Source organism: Bartonella sp. MM97QHHN (genome assembly GCF_042194285.1).
In the GTDB taxonomy this organism is placed as follows: Bacteria; Pseudomonadota; Alphaproteobacteria; order Rhizobiales; family Rhizobiaceae; genus Bartonella.
Genome location: NZ_JBHIMS010000044.1, coordinates 23,660 through 47,749, shown reverse-complemented (window position 1 = coordinate 47,749; position 24,090 = coordinate 23,660). Strand labels below are relative to the sequence as shown.

Here is a 24,090-nt window from a genome sequence, read left to right as displayed (position 1 = left end):
TGAAGTTGTTTATAATTTTTTGTGAAGATTTTTTTAGGATATTTTATGAGCAAGATATCAGATAATCACGAACAGTCTTCTTGGCAACTTATGAGAAAGAAAGTGAGTGAGAATACATCTCGTGATCGTTATAAGACTTATGTGCCAGCGTATACTCAATTACCGTTGCCGAATAATATGAAAAGACAAATCTTTTTTTGGCTTGGTACGCTGATTTTTTTCATTCTTTTTATGTTTGTTTTTGGATCGATTTTGCTTCCTTTTGTGGCAGGGATTGTGTTGGCTTATTTTCTCAATCCCATTGTTCAATTACTTGAAAAATTTGGTATTCGTCGTGTGTTTGGGACTGTCCTTATTACCTTATTTATTGTTATTACCTTTGTTGCTGCTTTAGTTATTTTGATTCCTGTTATTAGTTGGCAAATACAGCAATTTATGAGTGATGGTTTACCTGTTTATATTAATCGTATTCAAACCTTTTTTGTTGAGCATGATTTTGATTGGTTAAGGCGCTATTTTGGAAGTGATCCAAATGAATTACGGAATAATATTAAAGGATTTTTGGGCGAAGGTTCGGATTTTATTACGTCTCTTTTGAATTCACTTTTAAAGTCAGGAAAGTCAATCGTTAATATCGTTAGCCTATTTGTTGTGGCACCTGTGGTGGCATTTTATATGTTATTAGATTGGCCACGTATGGTAACAGCAATCGATTCGTTAATACCGCGTGATCATCTTGAAACCGTCCGTAGTATTTTTCATGAAATGGATAGAGCTATTGCAGGCTTTGTTCGTGGACAAGGAACAGTTTGTCTCATATTGGGAGGCTATTATGCTATTGGTTTAACGATTGCAGGACTCAATTTTAGTCTTTTGATTGGTATGTTTATTGGTCTTATTAGCTTTATTCCTTATATCGGCACAATGAGTGGTTTGGTCCTTTCTGTTGGTATTGCATGGGTCCAGTTTTATCCCAATAATTGGGGGGGAATCATTGTTGTGATGGCACTTTTTTTAATTGGTCAATTTATTGAAGGTTATATTCTTCAACCCAAGCTTGTAGGTTCATCAGTGGGATTACATCCTGTATGGTTGATGTTTTCACTTTTTGCTTTTTCTTCACTCTTTGGTTTTACTGGTATGCTTGTTGCTGTTCCTGCGGCAGCGGCTGTTGGCGTTTTAGTTCGTTTTGCTCTTCATACTTATCTGAGTTCTCAGATGTATTCGCGAAGCGGAAATTCGGAGCCGCTAAAATGAATGGGCGTGAAACGCAATTATCTTTAAATTTTCCTTATGATCCGATTTTTCAATTTGAGGATTTAGTGGTAACGGAAAGCAATCGTATGGCTTTTCAGCTTATTGATCACTGGCCCAATTGGAGCTTACCTATTGCAGTTTTGGTTGGTAAAGAAGGATCTGGAAAAACGCATTTTTCTAATATATGGCTCCAAAAAGCAGATGCTTTCAGGATTCAGCACAATGAACTTGATCAGGCTGTTACTATGGCTTCTTTAGGCAGATCATTTTTAATAGAGGATATTGATACAGGTGAAATCAATGAGACAGAACTTTTTCATTTAATTAACAGTATTAAGCAAGCAAATCTTGATGCACGACAAGCTACTTTATTGATGACGGCACAAACACTTCCTTCCGCTTGGAATTTAATGTTAAATGATCTAAAAAGTCGCCTTAATTCGGTGATGTTCGTTGAAATTAATCAGCCTGATGATGCATTGTTAACAGCTGTTGCATTTAAGCTTTTTTCCGATAGGCAACTTATTGTACATCCAGATACGGTTTATTATCTTGTAAGCCGTTGTGAACGTTCTTTATTTTCATTGAAGCGTGTTATTGATTCTGTTGATCAGTTGGCATTACAAAGAAAAAGAAAAATAACACGTGCTGTTATTGCTGAAGTTTTAAATAGAAGAAATCCGTAAATACTCCTTATCATGGCTTACTTATTCTGTCCTTCTATTATCGTTTCAATATGTGGAAGACAAGTCATTTAAATTTTTTCTTTTTGGATATCTATATAAGAGTAAAAAATAGTATTTTTTACTCTTATCGTGTTTTTATTTTAAATAGCTTTGAGATTTTATTGTATGATGTTGAATTCTTACCATCTTCGTATTTGAAAATTTTTCTAAAAAGAGCGCTGTATTTTATTTATAATAAAACCTTTGTGCTTTGAAAAAATGTTTGTTGTTTATGGATTTGGATTGTAGAAGATTCTAGAATTTTTAATAAAAGAGTCTTTGGGAAGATAGAAAAAGAGGGGAAAAAAGCTTAATACAGCTGAATTTTTTGGCTTATGTTCTCTTTGGGAAAGTTTTTCTATAATATTTAAGTCATTTTTTTCTAAAATTGTATCTGTGGAATGTGTTTTGATACAATGAGAGCTTGCTTAAAACAGGATAAAAATTATGAAATCCTTATAGAGAAATTCGTTATTTTTTAATATAGATTGGATTTTCTTACGGAAGTTATTTTCTACTATTTGTCAATAAATTTGTTATTGAGTAGAGGGAAAAATTAAAAAATGTGCTTTTTTGTAAAGAAATACAACAAAATTAAAAAAAAGTGTGTTTTTCTCTTGCACTTCTGTTGTGAAAATTTTAGGAAATGTGCATCAAGTAAATGTAAATGGCGGAGCGTAGCGCAGCCTGGTAGCGCACCTGATTTGGGATCAGGGGGTCGTAGGTTCGAATCCTATCGCTCCGACCATATTTGATTGAGTGTGTGAGAATGACCCAATTGGGTACGTGTGGTGAAAACTATCATCCAAGCGTTGTGTAATCTGAAGGAAAAAGGCATGATCGCACGTATTTATAGTCCTGCTAAGACAGCTATGCAGTCAGGTAAGGGGAATACAGGTTTTTGGATTCTAGAGTATGAGCCAATGAAAGCAAAAATGCTTGAACCTCTTATGGGCTACACAGCAACGTCTGATATGAATAATCAGGTAAGGATTCGATTTAATAGGAAGGAAGAAGCGATTGCTTTTGCACGTAAGAATGCTATCTCTTACCGTGTAGAAAAGAAACATACATCGATTCGACGTGCTATTTCTTATTCTGATAATTTTCGCAGTGATCGGCAGCATTCTTGGACACATTGAATTGAAGATGCTATTTTGAATTGAGAAAATAATCAGTTGGGTCCCGTAGCTCAGCTGGATAGAGCAACGGCCTTCTAAGCCGTGGGTCACAGGTTCGAATCCTGTCGGGATCACCATGTTTAAATGATATTTATAGGCTATAAAAAGTTAGAGAGTTTTCCTTTTATTCTATTAGCTTATTTTTCTGTATAATCCCGAATCTTTTTGATGTTTTTTGGTTTATTTTGTTGCTAAACGTTTTCTGTTGACTGTTTTAGTATAAAATGATGCTGTTTTCTCTTTTTTCAGTAAAAATTGCTTTTGATTGCTGAAACTTTAGCATTGCATATTCTTGCCGCGTGTTGCTATTATATCACATGCTTTAGGAAACAGATTACAAAAACTCTTTTTTATGAGCTTCTTTTCATCTTTCTGAAAATGAATATTTTATTTCTTAGATTAGATTTAAGCATTGCGGCTAATGCTGGTGAAATTGCCCAAAAACATCTATTGTGATTTTTTTATTTTTTATGAATAATATTATTACGTTTTTTAGCATGATCTTTGGTAAGATCGATTTTGATTAGATACAAGGCATGATGGATTCGATTTAGAACAGTTTATGAAACATTGAAGAATAAAAACGATATCTGTTTATGATGAGAATTTACAGATGGCACAAGAGGTGGAAAATATCTTCTTGTCTTGGAAGCTGTGATTCATAACGAATTACTTCTTTATAGTTTTTTCGTATAAAAAGATGTTATATGTGCCGTCCAGATAAGATATTGTTTTTTTCAATGAGAGACACTTGCGGACAATTTGATTTAACATGATTGTCACTGTTTCTCAGGTAGGGTTATAGGTTTCATCAATGTTTAGGTTTTCTTAGTCTTATAGGTTTAAGAATGTATACTGTATATTTATATGAATGAAGATAGATTGTATCTTAGAGTTAAATTTTAGATTTCATATTTACATTTTCAAATGTTTTTTCTTATTTCTTTATAGTTTGTACATCATGTTAGAAGTATTTTAATATTGGATAACAATCACATTAAAATGTTATACAGATGAGCTCTGAAGATCTAAACTCACACGGTTCAAGGTGATCATTATTTCAATAGGAATACAGTGTGAGGAGAATGCCATTTTACAGGCTTTGTTTTAAGAGATATCTCTTAAAGCTCACTTCACTCTGGCGCTCGTGAATGGTACAATGATAAATCCATTGAGCTCCATCATCTTTACACTTATGAAGAAATAAGCTGACATTATCATACACTTTGCCTATTTGTCAGCCTCCGATGTTGCAATAGATCTCAGCACTTGAGGCATTTATCGGCATTTTTGTGCTTTTTTATACAATTTTTACTTAATACTAATTCCTCTTATGACGTGTAAGAGAGACGGTTTTGTTTGATTCAATATAAATAGGTTTGAAATGAGAAAACATTACGATATTCGGATTTCTCATTCAACATGGCAAACAATAAAACATGATTATAAATCAATGTATTTTTAGAATGAAAAAATTTGCTTTTATCGTGTTTTTTACTCTTTTTAATATTTTATTATAATCTGTAATTGGTAAACTCAAAATACAGCTCTAAGGTTAAGTGTTTTATATCTATCGAAGTGACTGTTGTTATATCTAACTGTTTAGACAACAAGTGTATACCAATAGACATGAAAGAATTAAGAAAAACAGAGGATAGATCAGGAAATAAACAATATTTTTTAGAACGGAAGCCTATGCTTGTGGAAAGAATTTTAAAATCAAACTTCTAATCTGTTGAAAAATGAGGCTGTTATTACGTTTGTGATACTTTTTCCCCCAAGAGGCGCTATCAGAACGTAAAAAATATTAGAAACACTCCGTAAAGTATGCCCTTTGTAGAGGCATGTTGCAAAATCTTATTTCCGAATCTTTATTTACGCATCCCGTACCTTGGAAGAATACGATAATTCGATAATTTATTTATACTATAAAGTTGAATGGTGGGCGTGACAGGGATTGAACCTGTGACCCCTACGATGTCAACGTAGTGCTCTCCCGCTGAGCTACACGCCCATTCATTGATGTTGCATACACCATATAGAATGCCAAACGTCAATGCCTAATTTTATTTTCTCTTTCAACAGATGCAAATAACTTTAAAAAATACTTTTTAAGCAGCGATAAGGATCTTTTCAACTTCATTGACGAGTTCACGTAAGTGAAATGGCTTAGAGAGAACCTTTGCATCAGGAGGGGCATCACTATTTGAATTGAGTGCTACCGCTGCAAAACCCGTAATGAACATTACTCGTAAATCGGGGTCAATCTCAGTCGCACGTCGTGCAAGTTCGATTCCGTCCATCTCTGGCATCACAATATCAGTCAGGAGAAGGGAAAATGGCTCTTCTTGTAAACGTTCATATGCGCTAATACCATTATCGAAATCGGCGACTTCGTAGCCTGCACGTTCTAGGGCTTTTACGAGAAAGCGACGCATATCGTTATCATCTTCTGCGAGCAGGATTCGTTTCATGATTATATTCCAATGGCTCCATTTGTCAGAGTTTTGCCGCATCAATTATACAATATAGAGTATTTATAAAAAAGATGGTAAAATGCTCATAATTGAAATGAATGGCAAAATGGTTAATTCTTACATTCTGATTCAAAATACAGCATATTCGTTGTGAGTTGGTTAAATTCGAAATATATGTGATTTTGAAAAAAGAAGGGGTTCTCTAAAACTACTAAGATGATTCATTACTATCTTTTCTTTTAAAGTTACTGATTATTATCAGAATTCCATTAAAAAACTTATGAAAACCGTTATTGTAGGGTTTTCATATATCGAGAAATTAGAAGAATATTATGTTAATTTATTGTTTTTAAAAAGTTCTCCTAAGAAATAGAAATTTTATAGTTATTTGTTTTTATAGAGATTTGTAATAAATATTATAAATGCGCTTTATTTCCATTTTTTTCTTAAATAGATGAAAACTATTGTTTTCCTAGATATAATATTAAATTATCACTTAATAAAAGATCAAAAATAGTATTTTGATGCTTTATTTGTAAATATGTATCATGTTATATTAAGATATATTTATTATTTTTATTTATATAAATAGTTTTTTTATTAAGTTATTTTTTATGATGTAAAATAATATTATTTAATGTAATGATATACTTTGTATATTAGTTTTTTATTAGAATGCGTGGTGAATATTTAGGTCATGGCTTGCCTGTAAAGGCTAGAAAACGAATCATATGAGTGGTTGGAAAGAAAAATCTATTATATTTATAAAGTGTTTGTAGATCCAATGCTCGTAGAAATTTTCTTTTTTGATGGGGTGGAGCGGAAATTAAGGTTTAGTGTTATTTTACAGATACATTATCGGGAATAAAGGCATCAAATGCAGCCCAAAATTGTTTTTTATAATCTTCGTTAACCATAATTGTATCCAGTTCAGCGCCTGTAATAGTAATACTTTCTGTTAGACGTGTGTGTTGGCATAATTGCCGCACTTCAATGTTGTTTGCAATATTGTTTTGATTGGCAAGAATAAAGAGTGTTGGGATTCGTAAATTTCCATGAAGTACATTTCTCTTCATAGAATCAATCGCATTAAATACTGAAGCCATCCATTGGGATGTTGGGGGCTTAATGGAAGGGAGCGGCACTTTATGTATGTGTCCCAATTGTATATTTTTTTGTTTTGTCTTGTTTAATTTTTTCCCATCGTTCACTGATATAAAGCCAAGACCTATATCAGAAAGAAATTGTGTTAATTTATGTTGAAAACTATTCGTTTTATTGCCGAATGGAGCAAAAAGAGGAGAAACACAGAGCAATCTATTAAACTGATGATTAATGAGATCTAATCCGCTAAGTGCTATCAATCCACCTATGCCATAGGTGAGCATAGAGTAAGGCGGCGGACAATTAGGATAAACAATATTTTTAAGAAATTTATATAAGTCATTAATATCATTATTTATATCAAAACAATGATATCGTCTTTGTTTTCTTATCTTGAAGGATATTTTTTTTTGATCAAAGCAGTCAAATATTGCTGTATGAAAACCGCGTTTAGAAATTTCATTTATTAATAAAAAATATTTTTCTAAAGTATTTGCGTAGCTTTTGAGAATAACAATTGTTCCCTTAGATTTTTTCACCTCAGGATATGTTATAGCAAAACGAATTTCGTGATCTATTGCTATTTTAAGAGTATCATGATGGATATTAAGAGAAGTGGAACCCCAGTCTATGGGATAAAGAGGTGTTTCCAATTGAAATCCTTTTTACAGTGTATTTGCCGTTTAGTGCTTTGATATTTATGTAATGAAGAAAGAGGATTAAAAAAGGGGTATATTGCTTTTTAGATAGTTTTTATCAATTTAGGTCCCAAAGAGTTGAAATAAAGAAAAACGATTACTAGATAATATAGTGCGGTTGCCATGATGGGGCCGCAGGTTCACAAGTAAGTTTGCCATGTGGGAACTTTGTGAATTAATTATAAATTATAGTCGCTCTAGAGGAGGGCAATATTATGCGTCAAGTAGATTTTTCACCATTTTATCGTTCCACAGTAGGTTTTGATCATCTTTTTAACTGGTTTGATTCTAGAACACAACCAGACGAAGTTTCTTCTTATCCCCCTTATAATATCGAGCGTTTAACTGAAGATTCTTATAGAATTTCTATGGCTGTTGCTGGTTTTTCTCAAGATGAAATTGATATTGAAACGCATTGTAACCAGCTGATCGTTAAGGGAGACAGAAAGTCTAAAAATGATGATGAAGAGCGAGAATTCCTTTATCGAGGTATTGCTTCGCGTGCTTTTGAACGGCGTTTTCATTTGGCTGATCATGTTAAGGTTATTGGGGCAGAACTTGGAGATGGGCTTCTTCATATTCAGCTTAAAAGGGAAATGCCAGCTGAATTAAAACCCAAAAAGATAACCGTACAGATGTCACCATCCATTACAAAAAATGATAACAGCGACGTTATCGTGTAAAGAAAATTTAGAAAATATGAGATCGAATAATTATAAATTTTTCTGAAGAATAAGAAACGCGAGGCAAAAGGTCTCGCGTTTCGTATGTGTTTTCCTAAGAGCGAAGCGCATTTTAATAAAACAGCTTATCTCGAATTTATGATAAAATATCATTGCACATTATTCTACGTTGAAGAAAAAAATCATGTGTGTGCAATTGAAATGCATAATAATTCACTTTTTAAGTAAGCTTATTTTATAGCATTTTAAAAATGGTCGGAGCGGCGGGATTTGAACCCACGACCCCTTGACCCCCAGTCAAGTGCGCTACCAAGCTGCGCTACGCTCCGAGTTCGTGTAAAATGATTAAATGACTGTTTCTTTAAAGGCAAGAGAAAAAATAAACAGAATAAAATCTAAAATGCTTTTGCACTTAGAGCTTTTGAAAGTAAAAATTTTGGACATCAATATAAATAACGAATTTGTAAAATTCTTTGTGATCATTAAATTTTTAGCTTTATAGTTAATAGATGTATGCATTTAATTACTTTTGAGATTGTGAGGAGGGGGGTAAGATTGGTGACTTTAGGGGTATGAATTGGAGCAAATGAGTGCGGAAGGTATATTGTTTTCTTACCTAATCGTTACTTTTCTAAAAAGATAAGGATTTTCAAAAGAAGAGGAGTGAATGTATGGTTTTGAAAAGTTTCGTTTTTTTAGAGTTTTATAGATGAGGTATTTTGCATTTTATGTGGATAAAAAATTGTAAGTTCTGGATTGTATAATTACAAATCTCATTTTACGGGTATGTATTTTTATCCAAATAAACAAGGTCAGAATGCTTTAATTTATGTTTCGTTTTTTTTCTAAAAGATCAGATAAAATATTATAGAGGAAAAACTTTCAAAGTGTCTATTGAACTAAGAAAAGAGTAAACTATGAGCCGTTTTTCGGTAATAAATTTGACGCAAGCAGCAGTGGATCGTGTTAAAGCGATTATGGATGCAAAAGATGCACAGGGTATTCTTGTTGGTATCAAAAAAGGTGGTTGTGCAGGGATGGAGTATACAATTACTCTTGTCAAAGAAAAGGGGATAGCTGCGGATGTTGTTGAAGTGAATGGTGCCCGTGTTTTTGTAGCACATGATGCGGTATTATTTTTATTAGGAACGCAGATGGATTATGAAGTGACAACGTTGCGGTCTGGTTTTGTCTTTAAAAATCCTAATCAAGTTTCAGCATGCGGGTGTGGCGAATCGGTGGAACTTCGTCCTGCTACGCAGGATCAATATAAAACAAATTGAGCTGAGCTAAATTATAATTTAGTAATTTTAGAGGGGCTTGTTCTTTTAGGTAGAAGAAATCTACTATTTTTTATCGTTCATTTTTAGCTTGCTTCCAAAGTGCTTCCATTTCATTCAAGGATGCGTCAGTGAGTGTTTTAGATTGAGTGGATAGCTTTTCTTCAATATAGGCGAAACGATTTCGAAATTTTATATTCGTTTTTTTTAATGCTTTTTGTGAATCAATCGCTAAGTGGCGCGCGAGATTAAGAAGTATAAAGTAGAGATCTCCAAACTCTGCTTCTATTTCTGAGTTTTGTTTACTTTTGATGGCTTCTTTGAGCTCTTCCAGTTCTTCTTCTATTTTTTCAAAAACTTTATCACTTTTTTGCCAATCAAAACCTACTTTAGCTGCTGCTTCTTGTAAAGCAAGTGCCTCTTGGTTTGCTGGCTGGATTTGTTTTACTGTTGCGAGTATGCTTGTGGAGGAATTGTTGTTTTTTTCTTCGCACATTCTTTTTTGTTCAACCTGTTCTCTTTTTTTTATATATTCCCACTCCTCTTTTATAAATCCTCGTTTTTTTTGCTCGGCATTTCCAAAAACATGAGGATGGCGTCGAATCATTTTTTCCGTGATTGCATAAACAACATCTTCAAAAGTAAAGCTGCCTTCTTCTTGTGCTATGGTAGCATGATAGACAACTTGTAAAAGAAGATCCCCAAGTTCTTCACAGAGATCCTTTCGATTTTTTCGTTCAATGGCATCGATGACTTCGTAAACTTCTTCGAGCATATAGGGTATGAGGGATTCAAAAGTTTGTTTTTTATGCCAGATACAACCATTATCAGAGTTTCGTAATGCAGTGATAATTGTAGTGAGATCTCTGATATCTTTTGAGGCTAACATTTTGCACTTCCTTTGTAAGCAATAGAGCTTATGTTAGATGTCCCAACGTCTATGTAACCACATCCATTGTCCAGGATATTCACGGACCCAAGATTCAACAATATCATTTAATTTTTGCGTAGAAGCAGCTATATCGATATCATTTTTTTCATCACGTGGAAGTTCTACATGTTCATATAACTCTAAACGATGACGTCCACTAGGCAAACGAATACAACGTGCTGGATAAATATCACAGTCATATTGTCGAGCAAGTTTTATAATTAAGGGGTTTGTTTTAAGAGGTCTGTTAAAAAATGTTCCCATGATACCGCGGCGAAATTTTTGATCAACGAGCATACCAACATTTTCACCTTCTTCTAATTTGGCTGCTAATGCCCATGCTGCACCGGCCTTGGAGGGAACAAGATGTCCCATAGAAGTTTGTCGTGCTTTAAGGATTCGTTTGGCAACATAGGGATTATTGGGTGGTCTAAATAATACCGTAACATTAAGATCAAAACTTTGTGCACAAATAGGCAGAAGTTCAAAATTGCCAGTATGTGCGGTGAAAAAAATATGTGGTTTTTTTTCATTTTTTAATCGCTCAAATATTTCAATGCCTTTAACCTCAATGAAACCTGGCTCGTCTGCATGAGGATCAAAATCAAAAATTTTATCAAGAAAAATATATTCAGCTAGGAAACGTCCTATATTTTCCCACATTTCTATTGCAATCGCACGGAGTTCTTGCTCTGTTTTTTCTGGATATGCACTCCTAAGGTTTGCAAGTGTGATTTGATGACGATGTACAAGGGGACCAATTTTTTTTGCTAACCAAGCAAAAAAAGAAATTCCCATTTTGGCTGGAAAACATTTTAGAATAAATAAAGAACCAAAGAGTAGATATGCCCATAACAAGTAGGATATTTTTTTAGCTATAATTTTAATACGATATATGAGATTTTTAAGAGAAAGCTTCATCATGATTTAATCGATTTTAAGGATAATTTTACCAAAAACATCACGACTCTCCATTCGTTTTAAAGCTGTATCAATTTCATCCAGCCCAACAATTGTATCAATGACAGGGTGTACGGCTTTTTGTGCCATTTTTTGCATGGCATTTTTCATATTTTCCATACGGCAGCCAAATGAACCGAATATCTTGAGCTGTTGCTGGAATAATTGCATGAGATTTATTGGTGCTGAAACACCAGAGGTAGAACCGCAAGTCACTAAGCGTGCTCCTTTTTTCATACATAACAGAGAACCGTTCCATGTATCGACACCAACATGCTCAAAAACAACATCAACACCTTTTTTTTGGGTTAATTTACGCACTACACCTTCAAAACGATCTTTACGATAATTAATCACATGATCTGCCCCAAGAGAGTGCGCTTTTGCAATTTTTTCATCTGAACCTACAGTTGTGATAACTGTACAGCCCATGTGTTTTGCAAGTTGAATGGCTGCAGAACCAATACCTGAGCCACCAGCCTGTACCAGGATTGTTTCTCCTGCTTGTAGTTTTGCGTTATCGAAAAGCATATGTTCTACGGTACCAAAAGTAATTGGAGCAACTGCTGCTTGCAATTCATCACATTGGGGAGGTGATGGAACTAATAAACGTGCTGGCAAATTGACAAGCTCACACGCAAATCCATCAAGGTGAAAACCATAGACTCCCTTTACATTACTGCAAAGATTATCCCGTCCTTCATGACAAGCTTGGCATACTCCGCAGGTTTGTGCACCATAAATTGAGACAATCTGTCCAAGTTGGAGATGTTCAACGCCATCTCCTATTTGTATAACCTCACCAGAGGCTTCTGCACCAATGATGAGTGGCATTTTTCTTTTCGCAAAAGCCATGCCACGCCATCCCCATACATCAATATGATTAAGAGCAACGGCTTTTATCCGCACAGTTACTTCACCTATACTAGGTGAAGATGGCGGGGAAATATTGGTGATTTCAAGCCGACGATCATCGAAGAGTTTCAGTGCACGCATTATCATCCCCCTTAAATATATTATTGGTTAGCGTTATAAAATTTTATTATTAAAGGATTATCCTTTATATGCAGTGATAACAAGACTCATATTTTGACCACCAAATCCAAATGAGTTTGACAAAACCGCATTGACACAGGACTTACGGCTATGATGAGGAACAACATCTAAAGGGATAGTAGGGTCAGGATTATCATAATTTATTGTCGGTGGAAGTATTCCCGATTGAATGGTTAAAAGCGAAAAAACCGCTTCTATTGCACCAGCAGCAGTTAATGTATGCCCAATCATTGATTTATTAGAAGAGACAGGAATATGCTCTAAAAGATCACCGAATACTGTTGATAATGCAAGATATTCCATTTTCTCATTTTCAGGTGTTGAAGTTCCGTGGGCATTAATATAGTCAATTTCATTGATGGTTATTTTTGCATCGTCTAAAGCTTTGCGAACGGATTCAATTGCTGGTGATGCATCGGGTTTTGAACGTGTACGGTGAAAGTCATCGGCGGTTTCTCCACAGCCAGCTAAAATTCCTAAAACTGTAGCATTACGGTTTAATGCGCTTTGAAGAGATTCAAGAACAAGAGCGCCTGAGCCTTCTGCCATAACAAAACCATCTCGATCACGGCTAAAGGGTTTTGCTGCTTTTTCTGGAGGCTCATTCTGAGTTGAAAGAGCAGATAGTAGCGAAAAACGAATAAGAGATTCTGCTGAAACTGATCCATCTGTCGCAATTATGAGAGCTCTATTTGTCTCTCTCCGTCTAATAGACTCAACACCTAATTGAATTGCTGTTGCACCAGATGCACAGGCAGTGGAAAGTGTAACAGGAAGTCCTTTTGTGCCAAATGTTTTTTGAAGTTTTTCTGCAATTGCACCAAATTGTGTGGATTCAAAAAGCGTCTCATGGAGTTTATCCTTACAGACTTTAAGAAGATGTGCATAAGAAGGCTCATTATTGAATTCTTCCTCTTGATCAAGACTAAAACGTGCTTTCCATTCAAGTTCAACAGGAGGAGCAGCTAGAAAGAGTGGTCCATTAAAATTTTTTTTATCAATAGTAGCTTGTTCTAAAGCTTCTTCAGCAGAAAGATGTGCAAGCTTCTCAGAGAGAGCTGAAGCACCAAGTGTACTTTCTTTAAGAAAATCAATTGTTCCAGCAATATATGTATTTAATCCCTCAACGGGAAAACGTGTTATTTTGTGGATACCACTTACACCACTTGTTAATTTTTGCCAATTTTCATGTTTCCCTTGCCCCAGTGATGTGACAATGCCTGCACCAGTTATTGCTACAAGTGGACGCCCAAAATGATCATGATATTTCACTATAGAAATTCCCCTTCAAACAGCAGTAAGACGCACAATACCTTCAGCTCTTTTTATACCAATCGTTGTAACAAATATTTCACGTACTTCTTTAGAAAAAGGTTTTTCATGAGGACTTAACGCTGGAAAACCGCGTTTTTTTTCAATTGAAAGTGCTGCAAGAGCTAAAGCTAGAGGAAATTGTGCTTCCCGCATATAACCAAATAATGTTGTAATGCCACGGTAAAATAGATCAGCATTATCAAGAGCATTTTGTTCTGCTTTTGTTGCTTCGTGAGCTCCTGAGGCTGCTGAAATGGCTAAGGCAGATTTAGCGCCCGCAGTTTTTAACATTGTTGCAATTGAATCTCTAAGTGGAATTTTGGTTCTATCTGTTTGGTCTGTAATAATTTGGCTAATTTCAGCATAAGCACGTGCATTGCGTTTTTTGGCATGTTCTCCACTTTCAATAACTAGGAAGATACCACCAGAACCGGCTATGACACCGCCGCCTGGGTAGATTCCACGATTCCACACTGGGCTCCATCCATTATGGGTTAAAAGACCACCAAGCTCATGCGCCAACAACATATCATAACTTTGTGCATTATAGGAACTTCCTACAAGAGCATGGGTACTTTGACCTGATTTAATACGAGCTACAGCAATTTGAAGTGCAGAAAGACCACTGCCTTCTTCTCCCATAAATGTACGAGATGATCCAGTGACTTTATGAACAATTGAAATGTTTCCTGCCAAAAGGTTTGAAAGTTGTGCCAAAAATAATGTTGGACGAAGTTCAGTTGAAAGAGCAACATTTAACATAGAAGCATGATCGGCAACTGCGCGCGCTTTAGAAAGAATCTGTGTATCAACAGTAATATCACGTTCTCCCCCACTTGCCGCTACGATCATATCCATTGTTGAAGTGAGTTGTTCATTATTTTTCATGCCAGCATCATCAAGAGCAAGACCAGCCGCATAGGTACCAAGACGCTGCCATGTTCCCATTTGCCGTTGATCACTTTTTTTAGGAATTTGTAAACTCCAATCAATTTCGGGCAATTTATGAACCGTGTAAGGTGAAAAAGTTGTATAATCTAGGTTTGGTGTACGGATTGGATCATTTAAGAGATTCCAATGTTGATCAGTTCCTGCCCCCAGAGAGCTTATGAGACCTATACCAGTGATGAATACAGATTGATCATGCATGGCGAAAAAACTACTCCGCCTGTTTTAAGGCAACGAGATCATCAATTTTTGCACAAAGGTTTTTAAGAACAAAGTATTCTTCTGTTGCAACGGTACCTTCGTTGACTTCTTGTGTCCATTGTTCTAGAGGGACTTTTATTCCGAAAGCTTTATCAATAGCGAAAACAATATCAAGAAAATCAAGACTGTCGATTCCTAAATCGTCAATTGTATGACTCTCAGGTGTAATTGTATTGCGATCAATTTCACTGATTTCTGCAATGATATCAGCAACTTTATCAAACGTGGAAGGCAATGTACGGATTCCTTATTATAGAGTTAGTAAATTCAAAATACATTTAATATTGTTCTTCTAGCCTTTTTTCTCTTTAAAAAAAAGACTTAATCCAGTATATAGCTGTCTTTATCTATAGAGAAAAGAGGTTTACAGTACATGAAATACTATATCTCAATATTTAAAAAACTTTGAAATTTTATTGCGCATTTATTTTACAAGACTATTTTTTCTATTGGCAGCAAGGACAGCAAGGGCTGTTATATTAACAACTCCCCGGGAAGTTACTGAAGGCGTTAAGATATGGGCGGGACGTGCTGCCCCGATTAGAATAGGACCAACATGGAGTGCATTTGTGAGGCTTTTAACAGTGTTGAGCGTGATATTGGCTGAATCAAGTGTTGGAAAGACAAGCAAATTAGCTTCACTTTTAAGACGAGAATTAGGAAAAACACGATCACGAAAAACTTTGGAAAGGGCAGCATCAGCATGCATTTCACCATCTGCTTCTAAATCAGGGTGTAATTTGGCAAGAATTTCTGTTGCACGTCGCATTTTACGCGCACTTTCTGTGTTTTTAGAACCAAAGTTTGAGTGTGATAATAAGGCTGCTTTTGGTGTTATTCCAAATGCTTCAACTTCTTGAGCTGCCAACACAGTCATTTCAGCGATTTCTTCTGCAGAAGGATTTTCATTGACGTAAGTATCTGTGAGGAAAAGAGTACGTTGTTGAGAGATAAGCAAACTCATAGCAGAAAAACGGTGAACATGAGGATCAAGACCGATAATTTGTTCAATCAATTCAAGTTGACGTTCAAAGCGTCCTTCTAAGCCGCAAATCATTGCATCTGCTTCTTCACGCATAACGGCAAGGGCAGCAATAGCCGTTGTTGATGTTCTCACTACTGTTTTTGCCATTTCAGGCGTAACACCACGCCTCCCTGTATAATGAAAAAATAAATTAACATAATCACGAAAACGTGGATCATCTTCAGGGTTTGTTAATTCAAAATCTATACCAGGACGAATTCTTAAACCAAAGCGTTTTAATCTTGCTTCTACGACATGTGGACGGCCGATAAGGAGGGGCGTTGCTGTTTGTTCTTCAATGACAACTTGTGCTGCACGAAGGACGCGTTCATCTTCACCATTGGCATAGATGACGCGTTTACGTTTTGCTGTTTTTGCTGCAGCAAAAACAGGTTTCATTGTTAAACCAGAAAGAAAGACAAATCGATTGAGGATATCATAGTAGGCCTCCATATCTTCAATGGGACGAATGGCGACACCAGTTGTCATTGCTGCTTTAGCAACAGCGGGAGCAATACGCAGTATTAAACGCGGATCAAAAGGAGAGGGGATCAGATAGTCTGGTCCAAAATTGGGTGGTTCTTTCGAGTATGCACGTGCTACAACATCTGAAGTTTCTTCACGTGCAAGGGCAGCAATCGCATGAACAGCGGCCATTTTCATTTCTTCATTAATTGCACTAGCACCTACGTCTAATGCACCACGGAAGATATAGGGAAAACAAAGGACATTATTAACTTGATTGGGATAATCAGAGCGTCCTGTGCAGATCATTGCATCTGGTCGTATAGAGCGTGCTTCTTCAGGCATAATTTCTGGTACTGGATTAGCCAGTGCTAAAATGAGTGGATTTTGAGCCATTCTTTTAAGATATTCAGGCTTTAAAACACCACCCGCAGATAGGCCTAGAAAAATATCCGCATCATCAATAATATCAGATAAAGTTCGTGCGTCCGTTTTTTGTGCGTAATTGATTTTCCAACGATCCATAAGGGTCTTGCGACCTTCATAAACAACTCCCTCTAAGTCACTAAGCCAAATATTTTCAACTTTTGCCCCAAGACGAACCAAAAGATTAAGGCAAGCGAGGGCAGCAGCACCTGCACCTGAGGTAACTATTTTTGCATTTTCAATTTTTTTTCCTGAAAGATTTAAGGCATTTAATACAGCCGCAGAAACGATAATGGCAGTTCCATGTTGGTCATCATGAAAAACTGGAATTTTCATTTTAGCACGAAGTTTTTCTTCGATGTCAAAACATTCAGGAGCCTTAATGTCTTCAAGATTAATACCACCAAATGTAGGTTCTAAGGTCGATATTGTTTGTACCATTTGTTCTATATCGGATGCATCAATTTCAATATCAAAAACATCAATATTCGCAAATTTTTTAAATAAAACGGCCTTGCCTTCCATAACTGGCTTGGAAGCGAGTGGACCAATGTTCCCTAAACCAAGAACAGCAGTTCCATTGGATATAACAGCGACTAAATTAGCACGGGAGGTATATTGAGCAGCAAGATTGGGATCTTCATGAATCGCAAGACATGGTGCTGCAACGCCTGGAGAATAAGCAAGAGCTAAATCACGTTGATTATCAAGAGGTTTTGTTGCTTGTATTTCCAATTTTCCAGGTTTTGGGTGTTGGTGATAAAAAAGTGCGGCACTGTCAAGTTCAGCTTTTGGTGAACTGAAATCACTATTTTGTTCTCTAGACATTTTTATGATATCCAAGTTAGCGTATGTGTATATGAGATGTTCCATCTACGATAAGGTTTTGTCCACTAATAAATCCTCATTTCTCTGAATATCAAAATGTATGAGTATGAGAAAACTCTTCTGGATCGTAAAACCAGTTTGATAATTCTTTTTGTTTGTGTGCATGAATAATTTCATTGATAGCAGCACGATTAGTTTTTTCTTTCCTTAATAAAACCCGTAAAAATTGATTAGTCTACAAACGAATAAAATATTACTAATAATTACATTACCAAGCCATTATTTTTTTTGCAATGCTTACAACTTAAGGAAAGAAAAGAAGAGTGCTTTCTATTAACTTCATCTTCTTTATTTAAATTTCTATAGGGAGGTAGAAGAAATTTTAAATAACAATTTGCAATTTATAAATTATTTTTGCAGCTATTTAAAAGGAAATTGGAACTTTAAAAATGGGAGTTGTTTTATTTATTATTCAATTGAACTCTTAATAATGCGAACTTTATAATTTATAATGAATCATCTCGTATGTTGAATGAGAAATTTGAATACAATAAGATTCTTTTAGCTCAAATTCACCTAATATAATAAAAAATATTTACTTAGATAATTCAACGAGAGTAATATGTGGATAAAAAACATTAAAAAAAATAAATAGAAGTGTTTCTATGAGCTATTTTAATACAAAAGCATGAATTTTTTTCACAATTAATAAAAATAATTATTACCGATTTTGTACCTTTATGAAACTATGAAAAATAAAGGAGTTAAGAAAAAGATAAGGAAATAGAAGACATGCTTTATCATTCTTAGAATGATACGTTGTTTGATAAGCCATTACGCTTCTTTAGGGTTATTGCTTAGGATGTCAAAGAAAACCGCATGCCAATTATCCCAACCTTTGAAGTACAAAGCTACAGTTGAAAAAAAAGCATTCTATGATGAGCCATTAAAACAACTGGAGAGAGAAAGTGGAAAAATATCTTTTTCCACTTTCTTATTTGTTATTGGATTCGACCACTTGCATGAGCAAGCATAGTATAAACTTTTCCGGTATCTGATATCAAGTACTTGCGAACTGAGTTGGAAGAGCCAGAACTGCGCGATATATCACGTAAGAGCTTTTCGAAATCCGTAACATATTGATTCACTGAACGTTTAAACCCAAAATCGCTCATATATTTTTTCTTAATCATTTCAAATATTTTTTGTCCATTTAAGGTATAAAGGCGTTCTGTTACGATGTTTTTTTGTCCACGTTGATAATGATCCCATAGCTCAACAATGGCATTGTGATTAATAGCTTGCACTATACCAGAAGCTAATGAATTAAGAGAGCAGTTTGCAGGAGATGGTTTTGTTTGCACTGATGTTAAAACATCATCACTAGGGGGAGCATCATAAAATGTTTCTTCACGTGAAGCTCTTTCTAAGAGATTTGATACCCATTTATTTGGTCTTTTTTTGCTTTGATCTTGTTGCAAAATAGGCTTAGGTGGCACAATCTTTTTAACAGACTCAGTGGAACTGTCACTTTTTTGATTAAACATTGATGATGTAGGAAATGCTGATATTAGCTGTTTTTGTGCGCTCTTTTGATCATTTTGTATAACACTGACTAAATCTTGTAACGCTGTAATCTGTTCATTCAAAGCTGTGCGAATTGTTTGCGTTGTTTCTTTTGTTTTTTCTGGAAGTTTTTTTACATTTTCATTGATATCATTATTAATCTTTGAAAGCTCTAAACGAACTTCATCAGCGGAGCGACGTATATCTTCTGCTGCTTCTGAAAAACGCGTTGATGCTTCACTAACAAGCTTATTAAGTGATTGTTGGAATGAATTTGTGGAGTTACGCGCATTCTTATCAGAGCGTTCAAGTGCTAAGTTGAAGATTTTTTCATAATGCCCAATCATTTGATTAATTTCATGAGACTTTGAAACAAGAGCATCGCTTAATACAGAAAGCGTATTATGTTTTTCTTCAAGTGTTGCACTAAGTGAATTTTCAGACTGTTCAAGAACATGAATAGTTTGGGAAAGTGTCTTTGCATGTTCACCAAAACTACTCGTTATATGATTAATTTGTTCAAAGGTACTCTTTGAAAGTCCTTGCAGAATTTCAACATTAGTATTGAGCGCTTGATTTGAGGCTGACAAACGCTCTGCTACTTGGTCCGTGTTGCGGAAAAAATTATTCGTACTCTCATTAAACTGCCCATCAATATTTTGAACAGCCGATAATAAAACATTACTATTTTCCTGAAAATTGTAAATTGATTGATTCAACTGTGTTAAGATGGATGAGACATTATTAACAAGCTCTTCCTTCATAATCGTTATTGTTTGAAGTGTTTCAGAGTTAGCTTTGGTTAAGCTATTCACTAAAGATTCATTATGTGCATAAATTCTTTGTTCAGCATTTTGTGTGGAAAGAGAGAGTTGTTCACCGATATGCTGTGTTAAAGAATCAATTGATTCTGTCGTATTTTGCGCTGCTTGATTTAAGTGATTTGTAAGCTCTGTTATTTTTCCAACATGTTCTGAAATTTGTGTTGTTGTTTGATTTCCAGCATCTTCCAGACGGCTCGTTACATCAGAGAGTTGATATCCTAAATTATTTTTAAGATTTTGCATAGAGTGATGAAGAACATCACAGCGTTCATTAAGAACTTGTTCTATTGCTGTTGTTGATGTGTGAATAGTTTCATTCAATAATGCTTGTGCATTATGACTGGCTGTTGCGAAAGCTTCGACAGTATGCGCTGTTTGTTCAGACAGAACTGACAGAACTTTTTCACTGGTATCATAAACAGTTTTTTTGACATTTGATACAATGCGATTGCCTGATTCTGAGAGAATATTTTCTGCTTGTGCAGTAACATTTGTAACAGATGAAAGAATTTGTTCACTCGTAGAAGAAAGAATATCAGAAGCTTTTATAATCTTATTATGCAGGTTATCTGTCACTGTATTAACAGAGTCTTCTAAGGTTACACGCATATTGTCAACACTGCTTTCCAGCGCTTGTTGAATTATCTGACTTTGCTCATTATTAATCATGAGAGACGTTTTTAATGTGTCAGAACGTTCCTCAATAACAGATGTTTGCATATCAATGGCTTCACAGATTTGGCTAAATTTTTCAGATAATGTTTCCTCTAGCGTTGTTGTCCGTTCAAAAATTTTGTGTGCACGATCTTCTAGATCTGTATCGAATGATTCCATACGTGTTTCAAGGGTTTCAAAGAAAACACCACTCGATTGAGAGAGCGTATTCTTTAAAATTTCGGCATGGCTTTCAAGGTTTTTGATATGATCTTGAACCGTTTCAGTAATGTTTTTATTATTGGCGACAATTGCACTCTCAACTAAATCTATTTGTTGTTTCAATGCAACATCGACACGTATATCACTTTTTGCAATGAGATTATGGATTGTTTCCATGCGTTGTTCAAGTGTGCGTGCTTGATCGGCAAGAACTTCATTGAGAGAAAAACTATTAATCGCTAAAGAGTCGCGCAGAGCATCGGCACGGATATCAATATTTCTCGCTTGTGCTTCTAAAGCATCTTGGGTTGTATTACAACTTTGTACAATGACATCTTGTAACTTTTCAGTGCATTGAATGATGTTTGTAATATGATTTTCAGCTTGTTTATCAACGACTTGAACATTGTCAGCCAAAACTTTTTCAATATGAGAAGTATTTTGGGATAAAACATCAATTTGATTTCTTAATGTATCCGCAATTTTATTCTTCTCGTTATCGAGCATGTCTGCCATAAGAGCTCGTTGATCAGAAAGTTGTACTTTAAAATCTTGTGAACGTTCTTGTATGATATCAACAATGGCATTGTCGACATATTGAATTTCTTCTCTCAGACTTTCTTTACTTTTATCAATTGCAGAAAGAATAGCTTCACGTCCATTTGTAAATGCATGGGTAATGTCTGCTGTTTTTTCTTGGAGGTTCTCATTTATTTTCAAGACATGAGCTTCCAAGAAGTTACCAAGTTTTTCAGCATTATCCTCTAAAGCCTGACTGCGTTCTATAAAGGAATCAATGATGGAATCACTATGTTCTTTAAGAGAAAGATCAACCGTTGCTAAACGTTGTTCAAAGGCTCCAATTGCTTGCGAGGTTACGTTATCAAATTTAGAAGAGAGTTTATGTGCTTGGTCGTCGAGCTTTAAGATCTTCTCATCAAAATTCTGTAGAGATTGATTATTACGATCAATAAGAGCTTTATCCAAGGCTTTAAACTTTTCATCGACAGCGTGCAAAGTTTGATCTGTTACTGCTTGTATATGTGTTGCAATTTTAGCAACATGTACTTCTGCTTTTTCAGCTGTTTCATTAAAAGTTTTTTCTATTTGTTTTTCATTATGATCAAATCGTTTTGCAAAGCCATCGAAGTTTTTTCCTAATTCATGAAAAAATTCCGTGTTTTTCTGCTGAATTTGTGTTGTTGTTTTGTTAAATTTTTCAACAAGCTGATTTGTTACGCCATCACCAGCATAGGAAAGTTTTTCAACGAGGTCTTCGCCTTGTTTTTGTAAAGTTTGAGAAAGGGTTTGTGCAAGCTTTTCAACATTGGTTACAATGTTAGAGGTAACCAAACCAAATTCATCACTCAGTTGTTCTTGGGTTCCTTTAATTGTTGATTGTACGCGATCTGCATGATTCAAAATGGCTATGCGTTCATTACTCAATTCTTTGATTAATGTGTGAATGCGTGATTCATTTTCAGCATAGGCTTGTTCTAGATTATGAACTTCACCTTGTATGATTGCTTCAAGTTCAACAGCACGTCCGAGGGTACGTTCAATACCTTCGTTCATTGCTGCTACTTCTTCACGAATGGTTTGCCCTATAGCAATAGCTTGTTTTTCAGATAGATGTTGTGGTTCACTAAGGCGCTGTGCAGCATTGGTCATAAGAAGCGCAATATTATGCAAGTCGTTTGAACGTTTTGTTAATTGAGCAACGCCCCAAGATATAAGGATAGGAATTGCTGTTCCGGCTGCTACAGCAAGTCCTGTTGGGGATGTAACAAAAGTGCTGATATTGGATAAGGAGCTGAGTCCGGTAGGTGCGAGCTTATGCGCAATAAAAGCTCCTCCCGTTGCCCATAAAGCACTAAGCGCTGTTGTATACCAGTAGACTCGAGAGGAAGAACGCTGCTTGAATGGTCCAAAATTTACAGGGGTTGTTATATCATCATTTGCGGGAAGAAGTTTTGTAGGCAATAATGTATTATGAACAGTTCCACCTGAAATATCAGGTGAAGGTTTTGGAGCAAAAAGCTGTTCAACAACGGATTTATCAATAACAGCTTCATCATGAATATTAGAAACAAAAGTTGACGTACCGTTTTCAGCAAAAAATTCTTCTTCTGCCATTGCAATTTTTTGAATCAGATCATCGACATTAACAACATTTTCAGAATTATTGGATGATATTGTTTCAAATCCTGTGTCATCGAAATCAAAGTTCATAGCTTTTGTGAGGGCTTCTTCAACTTCAACTTCAAATGTTTGCAATTTTGTTCTGCGTGCCATACTCGCCTCGTACTCTTACAGCCGGAAAAGGGATACGTCCTCTTCCACATAATTTCTACATACTAGCTGTTAATTATTTAGAAAGGAATATGCTTAGGGAAAAATTTTAAAAACTTATCAAGATAAAGTTAACGCGGTTTCTTATACCCTGTTTAAAAATGTTATAAAATATAGTGAAAACAATTTATTATTTAAATCTAACTAAAACAAAAATACTGTTTACAACTTGTGTTTATAGAAAGCTTTATAAGCCGGCAGTCTTTGAAATAAGGACTTTAATAGCGGTTATATATACAGTAAGGTGCAAATGCCTCTCTTTAATATCGATAATCGTTAATAAATGTTGTTGTCCGCTTACTTTTATTGATTCTAAACGAAGCAGATTCATCATCACATATAGTCTGTAATAGCTTAGGATGTATAAAAGTATGCCTTTGAATTGTAAGCTCATAAAAAAGTAAACGTGGAAAAATTTTTAATTTAATATAGCTTTTCGTAAGTTGTACTTTATTATTGTGTTAAAGAGCCGTTTTTTCTCTAATTTCAGTTGTTTGTTGCTGAATTTTTAAGCTTCTACGTTGACAATTGGATATTTTTCAGTCGATATGCATGCACGAATATTTTATGCAATCTAGATAAAGGTGTAAGAATAATGGCAGAGCGATCACAACACCTGCAAGATGTGTTTTTAAATACGGTGCGTAAGCAAAAAATTTCCCTTACAATTTTTCTTGTCAATGGCGTTAAACTCACGGGTATTGTAACTTCATTTGATAATTTTTGTGTTCTTTTGCGCCGAGATGGACACGCGCAATTAGTTTATAAGCATGCTATTTCTACGATTATGCCTGGACAGCCTGTACAGATGTTTGAGGGTGAAAGTCCTGAGTAAACATATCATTTTAAGATAG

The 24,090-nt window shown here is 35.2% G+C and carries 16 protein-coding genes and 4 tRNA genes; 8 read left to right on the top strand and 12 right to left on the bottom strand.

From position 1 onward, the window contains the following. Window positions 1–45 precede the first annotated feature (45 nt). The 5 genes from ACFIJW_RS02395 (at window position 46) to ACFIJW_RS02375 (ending at window position 3,240) form a co-directional block, all read left to right on the top strand. Complete coding sequence (locus ACFIJW_RS02395; RefSeq protein WP_375617797.1) at window positions 46–1,257, top strand: AI-2E family transporter; 1,212 nt, start codon at window positions 46–48, stop codon at window positions 1,255–1,257. Next, window positions 1,254–1,943, top strand: coding sequence for a DnaA regulatory inactivator HdaA (gene hdaA, locus ACFIJW_RS02390; protein WP_375617798.1), 690 nt, complete (start codon window positions 1,254–1,256; stop codon window positions 1,941–1,943). The genes ACFIJW_RS02395 and hdaA overlap by 4 nt, the downstream gene beginning before the upstream one ends. A 710-nt stretch (window positions 1,944–2,653) precedes the next feature. Further along, a tRNA-Pro gene (locus tag ACFIJW_RS02385) sits at window positions 2,654–2,730 on the top strand. A gap of 88 nt (window positions 2,731–2,818) precedes the next feature. Next, window positions 2,819–3,124, top strand: a complete 306-nt coding sequence (locus ACFIJW_RS02380) for an ETC complex I subunit (RefSeq protein WP_375617799.1) — start codon at window positions 2,819–2,821, stop codon at window positions 3,122–3,124. Between the two features lie 39 nt (window positions 3,125–3,163). Then, a tRNA-Arg gene (locus ACFIJW_RS02375) sits at window positions 3,164–3,240 on the top strand. 1,862 nt (window positions 3,241–5,102) lie between these two features. Here the strand turns inward: ACFIJW_RS02375 and ACFIJW_RS02370 are convergent. From ACFIJW_RS02370 to ACFIJW_RS02360, 3 genes are all read right to left on the bottom strand, one after another. Further along, window positions 5,103–5,177: transfer RNA gene (locus ACFIJW_RS02370), tRNA-Val, on the bottom strand. Window positions 5,178–5,274: 97 nt separating this feature from the next. Beyond that, entirely contained in the window at window positions 5,275–5,637 is a 363-nt protein-coding gene (gene cpdR, locus ACFIJW_RS02365; RefSeq protein WP_005773448.1) for a cell cycle two-component system response regulator CpdR, read from the bottom strand. A gap of 842 nt (window positions 5,638–6,479) precedes the next feature. Continuing rightward, window positions 6,480–7,397 (bottom strand): serine aminopeptidase domain-containing protein, encoded by a 918-nt coding sequence (locus tag ACFIJW_RS02360; protein ID WP_375633161.1) that lies wholly within the window; start codon window positions 7,395–7,397, stop codon window positions 6,480–6,482. Between the two features lie 260 nt (window positions 7,398–7,657). Between ACFIJW_RS02360 and ACFIJW_RS02355 the strand changes: the two genes are divergently transcribed. Further along, on the top strand, window positions 7,658–8,125 hold the full coding sequence (locus ACFIJW_RS02355; RefSeq protein ID WP_375613075.1) for an Hsp20 family protein: 468 nt from the start codon (window positions 7,658–7,660) through the stop codon (window positions 8,123–8,125). A 252-nt stretch (window positions 8,126–8,377) separates the two neighbouring features. On the opposite strand, the gene ACFIJW_RS02350 is transcribed toward ACFIJW_RS02355, so the two are convergent. After that, a tRNA-Pro gene (locus ACFIJW_RS02350) sits at window positions 8,378–8,454 on the bottom strand. Between the two features lie 588 nt (window positions 8,455–9,042). Here ACFIJW_RS02350 and ACFIJW_RS02345 point away from each other — a divergent pair. Continuing rightward, on the top strand, window positions 9,043–9,408 hold the full coding sequence (locus ACFIJW_RS02345) for an iron-sulfur cluster assembly accessory protein (RefSeq protein ID WP_375633160.1): 366 nt from the start codon (window positions 9,043–9,045) through the stop codon (window positions 9,406–9,408). Window positions 9,409–9,478: 70 nt separating this feature from the next. On the opposite strand, the gene mazG is transcribed toward ACFIJW_RS02345, so the two are convergent. The 8 genes from mazG to ACFIJW_RS02305 form a co-directional block, all read right to left on the bottom strand. Then, complete coding sequence (mazG, locus tag ACFIJW_RS02340; protein ID WP_375633159.1) at window positions 9,479–10,294, bottom strand: nucleoside triphosphate pyrophosphohydrolase; 816 nt, start codon at window positions 10,292–10,294, stop codon at window positions 9,479–9,481. A gap of 33 nt (window positions 10,295–10,327) precedes the next feature. Next, window positions 10,328–11,257, bottom strand: coding sequence for a lipid A biosynthesis lauroyl acyltransferase (locus ACFIJW_RS02335; RefSeq protein ID WP_273791402.1), 930 nt, complete (start codon window positions 11,255–11,257; stop codon window positions 10,328–10,330). 6 nt (window positions 11,258–11,263) lie between these two features. Further along, the gene (locus ACFIJW_RS02330; RefSeq protein WP_375633158.1) at window positions 11,264–12,292 is read right to left on the bottom strand and encodes a zinc-binding dehydrogenase; all 1,029 of its coding nucleotides are present in this window, start codon (window positions 12,290–12,292) and stop codon (window positions 11,264–11,266) included. A gap of 57 nt (window positions 12,293–12,349) precedes the next feature. Then, window positions 12,350–13,624, bottom strand: a complete 1,275-nt coding sequence (locus ACFIJW_RS02325; RefSeq protein ID WP_375633157.1) for a beta-ketoacyl-ACP synthase — start codon at window positions 13,622–13,624, stop codon at window positions 12,350–12,352. 15 nt (window positions 13,625–13,639) lie between these two features. Further along, window positions 13,640–14,815, bottom strand: coding sequence for a beta-ketoacyl-ACP synthase (locus tag ACFIJW_RS02320; protein ID WP_375633156.1), 1,176 nt, complete (start codon window positions 14,813–14,815; stop codon window positions 13,640–13,642). A 10-nt stretch (window positions 14,816–14,825) separates the two neighbouring features. Then, window positions 14,826–15,110: an acyl carrier protein gene (locus ACFIJW_RS02315; protein ID WP_005773457.1), complete on the bottom strand. Its 285-nt coding sequence runs from the start codon at window positions 15,108–15,110 to the stop codon at window positions 14,826–14,828. Window positions 15,111–15,299: 189 nt separating this feature from the next. Further along, window positions 15,300–17,618, bottom strand: a complete 2,319-nt coding sequence (locus tag ACFIJW_RS02310; RefSeq protein ID WP_375618513.1) for an NADP-dependent malic enzyme — start codon at window positions 17,616–17,618, stop codon at window positions 15,300–15,302. A 1,001-nt stretch (window positions 17,619–18,619) separates the two neighbouring features. Continuing rightward, window positions 18,620–23,179, bottom strand: a complete 4,560-nt coding sequence (locus tag ACFIJW_RS02305; protein WP_375633155.1) for a hypothetical protein — start codon at window positions 23,177–23,179, stop codon at window positions 18,620–18,622. A gap of 652 nt (window positions 23,180–23,831) precedes the next feature. On the opposite strand from ACFIJW_RS02305, the gene hfq reads away from it, so the two are divergent. Beyond that, window positions 23,832–24,071: an RNA chaperone Hfq gene (hfq, locus tag ACFIJW_RS02300; RefSeq protein ID WP_005773461.1), complete on the top strand. Its 240-nt coding sequence runs from the start codon at window positions 23,832–23,834 to the stop codon at window positions 24,069–24,071. Window positions 24,072–24,090 lie beyond the last annotated feature (19 nt).